2 protein-coding genes and 1 pseudogene are annotated in these 9,194 nt (G+C 67.3%); all 3 read right to left on the bottom strand.

Features of this window, described 5'->3' with window-relative positions; translation table 11 throughout:
• On the bottom strand, window positions 1-1,805 hold a 1,805-nt coding region (locus KD1_RS14525), incomplete at its 3' end, for a UvrD-helicase domain-containing protein (protein ID WP_068403110.1).
• The gene (locus tag KD1_RS14520; protein ID WP_068403108.1) at window positions 1,805-8,131 is read right to left on the bottom strand and encodes a DEAD/DEAH box helicase; all 6,327 of its coding nucleotides are present in this window, start codon (window positions 8,129-8,131) and stop codon (window positions 1,805-1,807) included. The genes KD1_RS14520 and KD1_RS14525, both read right to left, overlap by 1 nt.
• A gap of 94 nt (window positions 8,132-8,225) precedes the next feature.
• Window positions 8,226-8,609, bottom strand: a pseudogene (locus tag KD1_RS17695) (tyrosine-type recombinase/integrase); the annotation flags it as partial.
• Between the last annotated feature and the right edge of the window lie 585 nt (window positions 8,610-9,194).

Raw genomic sequence — 9,194 nt, 5'->3', positions numbered from 1 at the left:
CGGTAGTCGCTGGTGTCCTCGGCCTCCTCCTCCAAGTCGACGTACTCGGTACCCGCCAGCACGCTGACCGCGTACCGCAGGTTCTGCGCCGTCGTCCGGTAGTTCAGGCGGAGGCGCTGCGAGCGGCCGACGATGCGGATGCCGAGCCGACCCAGGACAACCTTCCGCCCGTAGATCCGTTGGTGGGAGTCCTCGGCGATGAACAGGTCGTCGGCGCCCTCGGCAACCATCGCGCGGAGGAACTGCCACTGGGTAGGAGCCAGGTCCTGCCCCTCATCGACCAAGACGTGATCGAACGGGCGATCGCCGGTGAGATCGAGCAGTTCGGCGGCCAACGCGGCAGACTCTGGAAAGTCCACGCTTCCCGCGATACCCGCGCTGAGCCGGTACGACTCCACGACGGCCCACACGGCCCGCCGTCGCGTGCGATCCAAGGGGACACCCCGACCGGGTCGACGCACCTTGACGTACTCCTCGAGCGTCGTGACGCGCTGCGGCAGGATCACCGAGGAGTACTCGGCCTGGAAGAACGTCGGGTTGGCGAGGTCCACCGACAGGTCGGTGCCCGCACTGGCGACGGCGTCTCGCCAGGCATGGCGATGCGTGATCGCCCCGACTTCGGCGGTTCGCGATCCCAGCACCTTCGGCAGGACACGAGCTACGGCCCCAGAATTCGCCTGGATGACGGCACGCGCAGCGGCGTCAACGCCGCGCACGTAGATCCCCGGAGCGCCGAGGGTTTCGGCGATCGGGAGCGCCGGGTCGAGCGTCTTCAGATCACGCAGCAAACCGTCCGCCAGCGTCTTGTTGAACGTGGTGAGCATGATGCGCGCGCTCGGATTGAGGTGGGCAAGATGGCGCGCACGGTGCAACAGCACCACCGTCTTGCCAGTACCGGCACCCCCCGACAACCGGAAGGGCCCACCCCACGAGCCCTCGGCATAGCGGCGCTGCTCCGGGTGGAGGAACACCCGCCACGCGGCGAAGTCACCGTCCTCGATGGCCCGTCGCAGTTCCTCGTTGTCCTCGATGAAGGCGAATTGCAGTCGCGCCGCTGGGTGGCTCAGGGCCTGACGCAGCTCGTCGTCCGAGGTCTGCACGCCCTCCGGCGCCGGCTCACTCTTCGAAGACTGCTCGATGTCCAAGGTGGCCTTGACGTCCGCGACGGTGCGGCCAGAGGCCAAGTCGAGTAGGGCGACGCCCTGCCAGGTGACCGCCGCATCCGCGATCGCCGCGATCTCGTCCTCGCCCGTCGCCTCCAGCGCCAATTCGACCAGTTCGTCGTTCAGGCCGAGCCCGGCCAGGTCCTGCTCGGTCAGCCCGAGGCTCGTGAGAATGGGTTCGCTCGGCACGCTGACGGGCGCCTCGGCCTGGCTCGGCGGCTCCGGCGCACTCTGTTGGGTCAGATTCGGCGCCGCCGGCAACTCCACCGGCTCCGGCCGAGCCGGCTCCGAGTCGGAGGCCTGCGCGGAAGCGTCGGCGATCAGCAGCTCGGCAATGCCGTTGACCGGGTTGACGGCCAGACGGGCACGCTGGGCGAACGTGATCGCATCGTCGTGCGGCCAGACTCCGAGATACACGTAGACCGGCTCATCGCCGACGACCCTGAACATGACCGCACGCCAGAAGTGATCGACTCGCCCGGTGCGCACGCGAGAGTCGACGGCTCGCTTGATGGGCTCGATGTGCAGGCCGGGGACGGTGTCGTCCTTTTGCAGTTTCGCGAGGAAGTTGTAGGCCTTCGCTCGCACGGCCGAGTCCACGTCGGGGGCATGCTGCTGGGGACCCAGCACAATGTGCGCCACTACTGCTCTCCTTCTGCCGCCAGTGCGGCGCTGATGGCTGGCACGTCCGCCTCGACGAGACGCCAGCCTTCCGCCACGAGTTCAAGTTTCGCGCCCTCGTCCAAGGACAGCGGCACGGCCACCCTCTGATCGGGCCAGGCCAAGTCGATCGGGATGCCATCGGCCGTTTCGAATCCGAGCACCGGCACCGCGATCTGCGCGTGCGCGAGGTCAACCAGGAGCTCTTGTTCGTCACCGGTGGCCTCGTTTCGCAGGCTTTCCCACGGCTCGGGCAGCGCCGTCGGCTCCGCGGCGCTGGTGATCCGCGCCGAATCCGCCAGCGAGTACGCGGTGATGTACGCGTTCTGCAACCGCAGATTCAGCAGGTTGGACAGCCGGAGCCAGTCCTGCCATGCCTGGCGGTGCTCCTGACCAAGCTGATCGGGGCGATCATCGAGCACCACGGCGATCTCGGTTGCCTCACCGTTCTCGTGTGCGTTGCGCGCCACCACGGTCAACGTGTCACTGCGCCACGTCCAGAGACTTCGATCGCCCTCTTCCGGCACGCGGTTCGTGTCGGCGAATTCCTTGGCGCAGGCGACGAGCGATCTGGACCCGTCGGATCGACCTCGCGCCCCCTGCCCCAGCAGGAGTAGCGGCAGCGCCTCGGCGAGCGCACTCGTCGCATCCTTGTCGGGATTGCTGATCCATGCGGTCAGGTGATCGATCGGACCACCTCGCACGAGGTCAACCATCCCCGGCTTCAAGGCCCTCGTCGCGCTCATGACGCGGGTCCACTGCTTGTCGGAGAACCAGATCGGGGGCGTCACGGTTCCGGCCTCGGCATCCTCCAAGTCCTGCCACGTCACGGCAATGACCACGAAGTCATGGTCGCGCAGGCTCTGCCGCTTGTCTGCGTCCGCAGCAATGTTGTTGATCGCCGGGCTCGCGTGAAACTTCCAGCCGTCACAGAACACCGCGATCCGCGGCACTGCCGGATCGCTGGAGGTGAACACGAAGTCGGGCTGGACACCGCCGAGCGCCAACTGCGGCTCCATCGACCAGGTGCGCCCAGCGCCCGGGTTGATGGTCCAGCGGGTGCCGTGTGCTGACGGGTGCTCGAGCACACTGGCACCCAGCCCCTTTTCGAGGCGCTCACGCAGCACTCGTCGGAACCGCTGTTCGATGTGGGTCTCCGGGTCGTAGGGCGTGGTGGTGTCCGTCACCTTCCAGGCCATTCCGGAGGCGGGTTCGCCCTCCTGACCGCCCGTGAGAATCGCGCGCAGTGACGCCTCGGCACTGACGCGTGCCACTCGCCGTTGGTTGGCGGAGTTGATGAACGGTGTCAGACAGCGATGGCACGCCATCCGCCCCTCGTCCTGGCACGGGCAGTCCCGCACCACTTCCCACGCCTGATGGAGGAGTGCGTAGAACCGTTCCGGGTCCGCGAGTTCGGCGAGGTAGCCGGTCCCACCGGGCACGGTGTCGTGCAGCAACAGCGCATCGGCATTCTCGGAGCCATCGCTCAGGTGCGGGTCGACGATCTGCTCGATCGCGAGGTGATCGGGTGCCCCGCCGAGGTACTCATGCAGACCGACGCGGATCGCCGCCATGAGACTGGGGATGGCGAAGTGGTCGCCGTATGAGAGCACGGGCGGCAACCGCACGACCAGACCCTCGGTGACCAACGTGCGTGACAGCGCGATGCTCCGCACGTTCTCCTCGGTCGCCTTGCGATATCGGCACCACGGGCGGTGCTCGGCCGGGTTGTTCTGCCCGGTACGGGAGTCGAGGGCACCGCACGCTGCGCACACGCGAAAGAGGGGTGCCGAGTACTCGTCTCCCGCGATCATTGTCGAACCGGAGCCCTGATCGGTCACGCGACCGAGGTTGAGCCAGCGGATCGTCATGCGGGGCAGGTGCTTGACACCGAACTGGTAGTCCTCGATGTACCACTGTTGGCGTGGTTCGCCGATGTCCGCGGTCGTCACAACCTGGAACGTCACGCGCTCGCGCTCGTCCCGGCCGTCGTCGATCGCGGCTTCCTCGCGACGCATCGCCGACGAAACACGTTCGAGTTCGACCACCTCAAGGGTTTGTCGCACGTCGGCAATACCGGCGTCGCCGCAGCGCGGACACGTCATTGGCGCTGCTCCGTCAACGAGGTCTCGGCTGAAGCCGCACGAAGGGCACAGGGTCCAGCGGTGGATGGCTTCCGCATCAGATCCGAGGTCGACGGCGTCGATGACGACCTTGTAGCCGCGGGCGTAGAACGTCGCTCCGGGCGCGAACTCACGAAGCGCCAGGGCGGCTCGCCGGCTGAAACTCGCGGGCTCGGACTGGTACTCCTGCGTGTCGGGGTCAATCCAGCTCAGCGTGACGTCGAGTTCAACGGAGTCGTCGAGCAGGGTGTAGTTGGGCAGCAGCCCGTACTCCTCGAGTACGCCGATCCAGTAGGCCTCGACCCCGGTGAGGTCGCTGACCTGCTGTCGCGCCAGTTTCAGCGCAGCCTTGGCGGTGCGCAGCGCAAGTTGATCCTCCGTCGAGGCGGCGGGGAGCGCCGCGTGCTCCTGCAGCTCCGGCACTCGCTCCTGAATCTCCTTGATGTGGTGCTGCAGCGACTCGACCTGATGCGTCCACCGGTGGCTCTGCTCGTGCACGTACACCGACAGGTCGCTCGTGGCCGGGCCGCCCGTCACGGTGGACCACTGCTTCAGCCGCGATCGGGCCCCCTCCCCCAAGTCGGCAAAGGCACTGAGGAACTCCTCGAGGTTCGCCGCCTCCTCGGCACCGGTGATGAGTGCACGCAGGTAACTCCCCTCGTCCACCGATCCCATGGCCTGCTTCGGCGTGTGCGGGTGTGGGGCGTCGCCCTGTCGCGCCAAACGATCGGAAATGGACGCGAGGTACTGCCGGCGCAGGATCTCCTCGGCATCGATGTAGGTCGCCGGAGGCCTGACCTGGCCGTTGATGACCGAAAGCGGATCGCCGAGCCTGGGCAACTGTTCTCCGCGCCCGGAGACGAACGCGAGGTTCAGCGCGCTACCGGTGAGGCGCCCGGCGCGACCGACGCGCTGCAGGTACGACGCGACGCTCCGTGGCAAGGACGCGAGAATGACCGTCGACAAGTCACCGATGTCGATACCCATCTCGAGAGTGGGGGTCGCGACGAGCACGTTGGGGGCCTGCGGGTCAGTGGCGCTGGCTCGGAACTGGTTCTCGTAGAGCAGGCGGGTCTCGTCGTCCAGCAGGCTGGTGTGCTCACGCGCGACGACGCGCGTGACGTCGGTCGCGCCGTAGAGCCGGCGGTAGAAGTTGCCCGCTTGCCCGGCCAACCGCGCCAGGCGACCGTGACACCGCACGACGAAGCACGGGAATCCGTCAAGTTCGTCGACCACCCGCGCGGAGCCGGGCACGAGGGAGCCACACGTGTCGCAGGCCAGGAGGTTGCGACCCCGGGCGTAGGCGTCGTCATCGACCTGGCCGACGAGCACCGCCTCCTGCGGGATCTCGAAGACCTGCCCACCCGAGTTGGTGTTGACCGCCGTGATGACCTCGACGGAGGCGAGGTGCTTGAGCAGCGCCACGGCAAGCGAAGCTCCTTCTTGCGCCGTGAGCCCCAGGGTCTGCGCGGTCCAGACCGCATACCAACTCCGGGCACCCGCGACGGGCACGAGATCGGATTCGCGTTGGCCCGAGCCACCACCGATCCGGGGATAGCCGGGGGCGCTGCGCCCGCGTGGGAAGGCCGGCATGCCATCGGAGCGCGGTCGTCCACCCCAGATCGAGTACCGACGCCCATCCTCCTGCTGGTACTTGCGGAACCACTCGTGCTCGATCGCGCCTTCGGTCCGCATCCGCTCGAGAACACCGCGCACCCAGCCGGCTCGCTGCACATCGGTGATGCCCGTGCCGGCGAGGTGCTCGATGCCGCAGATCCGTTCCGCCTCGGCGGCCGCCTTGAGCATGACGCTCGGTTCGACGTCGACCTCGGCCGCCAAGGTTCCGGTCAGTTCGAGCGTGCGACCCAGGCGGGATTGCAGGCCGAACTCGAGCACGGCATCGAACAGAAGTCGGCGCCTCACCCGTCGTTCCACCCGCCGTTTGCTCCGCTCCGGGTTCTGCCAGAAGGCGGTGAACTCGGCGCGATCCGCGAATTCGGGCGGGAGGATTCGGTAGCGACGGTGCGGGTCTGCGCCGGCCTGCCGAATGACGCGTTCGACGAGCCGGTCGAGACTGACCGGCTCGTCGCCGACCGCGGCTCGGAGGACGGCGCGCAGGGTCAGGCTGTGCGATCGACTTTGCACGAACCCTGCGCGGTGGGCAGCGTCCTGCACGCTGTCCGTGAAGACGAGGGCCTTCTTCTCCGCCTGGTCGAGGTCATCGCTGCCGAACATCGTCGAGAGAGAAACCGAGAGCAGGGTGGCGATCGCGGAGCCGAGGAAGCGGATGCCGTCCTTCTTCAAGCACGAGGGGCAGACGTCGCTCTCGGAGAGGCGCCCGGCGTTCGGCCCCGCGTGGGCCAGGACGGGCAGAATGCGCCCGGAGGCGAGGTCCTCATCGTCGGCGTTGGGGCGTTGGCTGAGCACTCGACGCTCCCCCACGTTGAACCAGAGAAGGCGGGGGTCGTCGGGGTCCTGGAGTGTCGCCGCATCCGCCTCGTTCTCGGCTTCGGCTTCGGCTTCGACCGGAGCGTGGATGAGCACCCGGAAATCCTCGTTGCCCATGACGCGGGCCGTGCGGATCTGTTGGGCATCGGCACCCTGCAGGTCGAAGCCGCCGATGGGGGCGCGCACCACCGACCATCCCGAACGCCCACAGTGCCGGCAGTACATCGCCGGGTATGCCTCGCCCGCCGAGGTTTCGGTCGCGGTGCCGTGGCCGGTCAGATGCACGTCGTCGGACCACTGATAGTGGGGCGTACTGGCGGCCACTCGGTCGATCCGGGTGAGTTCTCGGACCCAGAGGTGCAGGTCGACCGACAAGGCCGAGCGTCCGACCTCCTTGCGGATGTGGCTGAGGGCAGCGGCGAAGAGCAGGAGGAATTGTTCGGCCGCAGCCTGTCCCTTCGCGTCGATGGTCACCGCGGGGAGCACGCGCGGGGCGATGTCCGCCAGGGACGCGGCCGGGCTCGCGGCCTCGATGAGCGTTGCCGTCAATGGCAGCGCCTTGACCAGGGTGAGCAGTTCGTCGGCGGTGGCGGCGCCGAGATCGGGGTGTCGCCCCTCGTGGTCTCGGACGATGCCGCTCAGGACCAATTCGGCGATCCGCCGTCCCGAGGACTCGCCGCCGGCCACGTTGATGACGGAATCAATGGCCTCGCGGTTCAGATGTGGTTCGAAGGGTGAATGTGCCCCGGCGATCCACTCCTCCGCAGAAAGTCGGGATTCGGTGATGACGGCGTCGTCGCCGAACTCCTCACCGAAAACCGTGCGGGCGAACGCCAGCATCGCCGCCGGATCGCCCTTGTCACCGAGGGTCGCGGACGTGCCCACCGGCGTGATGATGCCCAGCGGGCGAGCCCGATCGGCGGCCGTGAAGGTATCTCCGGCCGGCCAGTGGCTCTTCAGCGCGAGGCCGAGGCGCCGCAACAGCATGGAGACGTCGGTGCCCTGCGCCCCGTCATAGGTGTGGAACTCATCCACCACCAGGTATTGCAGGCTGGTCGCGCTGGCCGCCCAGATCCTCTGGTCCTCTTCGCGGAGCAGCAGTTGGTCGAGCATCTTGTAGTTGGTCAGCAGAATGTCCGGCGGGTCGCTGCGGATCACTCCCCGCTGGGTGATGAGCCCCTCTTGGGTGACGACCGTGCGTTGCGGCCCCTGTTCCCCGGTGTAGAGGGCCGCGGTCACGCCCTGGAGATCCGGTTGGGACGTCAGGAGATTCGCCAGTCGCGAGGCCTGGTCGTTGGCCAGAGCGTTCATCGGGTAGAGAATCAGCGCCTTCATCCCTGACACTCCCCTGCGCCGGGCCCGCAGCACGTGGTCGAGGATCGGGTAAAGGAACGCCTCGGTCTTTCCCGAACCCGTGCCAGTAGTGACCAAGGTGGGCAGTGGCCTGGAGCCATCTCGCCCAAGGCTGGTCAGACGCTCGAAGGCTGCGGCCTGATGCCCGTAGGGGGTGAAGCCGTCGTACCACTCCAACGAGTCTCGCCAGCCGTCCTTGGCCGGCTGGAATGGCAGGCGGAGCCGCAGATACGGGCCCTTGAAGATCCCTTTCTCCGGATTCGACAGGAAGTCCAGGAGCGAGGCTCGGGCGTCCTCGTCCGCGAGCGAGAACGTCGTCGCGAGGTAATCCAGCAGACTCTCCTGGATTTCCGGCGCTTGGACGCTCGGCAGCAATTCGCTCATGAGGGACACCATATTGATGGGGTGGGACACTCGTGGCGTGCCATCGCTCAGAACGGGCGACTACGGCGGCTCGGACGTTCGCATCGTCCACGGCGACGTAGCGCTGCGTCGTAGCAACGGAGGCGTGCCCGAGCAGCGTCTGCACGAGCCGCAGGTCGTGTGTTTCGTCGTGTACCTGCGTCGCGCACAGGTGGCGGAGTTGGTGCATCGTGGTTCCGTCACCCAGGGCCTTCGACACCAGCGTGCCGACCCAGTGGGCGGAGAGATGCCCACCTTGGGGGCTGGGGAAGAGGTATCCCGGTTCCGCGGCCCGAAGAGTATCGGCCAGCCCCTCAGGTAGCGGCAAGGTGCGGTTCTTCGATCCCTTGCCGTGGACGACGAGCGACCACCCGGCCGGATCGCTCACCAGGTCATGAGCGGTGTCGACCTGGGCCACCTCACCGCGTCGCAACCCAAGCTCGTTCGCCAGCCGAACCATCAACACCACCCGCGGCTCGGCCGTGGCTAGGGCGACGGCGACGGTCTCCGGCAGCGCGGGCCGCGGCCGAGGTTCCTGCGGCCGAACCATCGGAAGCGCCTCGGCCACGTTGACCTTGGTCCGTCCGGTACTCACACCCCACGCCCAGAAGGCCCTCACGGACGTCCTGAACGCCCTGGCCGTCTCGCGGCTCCATGCATGCTGCCCAGCCCAGTCGACGAGCGACTCTGCGGACAGCCGCCACGGCGAGTTCGCAAGACCAGCCCTCGCGAGGCGTCGCAGATGGTAAAACCGCAGGTCAATCGTCTGAGGCGAGTAGCGCATGGCCTGCATGGCCACCCGCCAGTCCACTAGTTCGCGTTGCCAGACTGCGCTGATTTCCTCATCCATCCCACAACGGTCCCGCGATGGGCAAGCCCCGTTCCCACGCACTTGGTTTGGTGGTGCTCATCTCGTTGGAGTCTCACTTCACCGATGAGGAAGCACGCAACCTGCGTCGAGCGACGTATCGGCGGCTCCGGAGGCACTGGCAGTTCATCAACGAACTGATCCTGTTCGAGATCGAACATCACAAACGCTTCGGAA

This window comes from Kribbia dieselivorans NBRC 106261 (assembly GCF_001552435.1).
Classification (GTDB): Bacteria; Actinomycetota; Actinomycetes; order Actinomycetales; family Dermatophilaceae; genus Kribbia; species Kribbia dieselivorans.
This window is presented reverse-complemented; position numbering and strand designations above follow the sequence as displayed.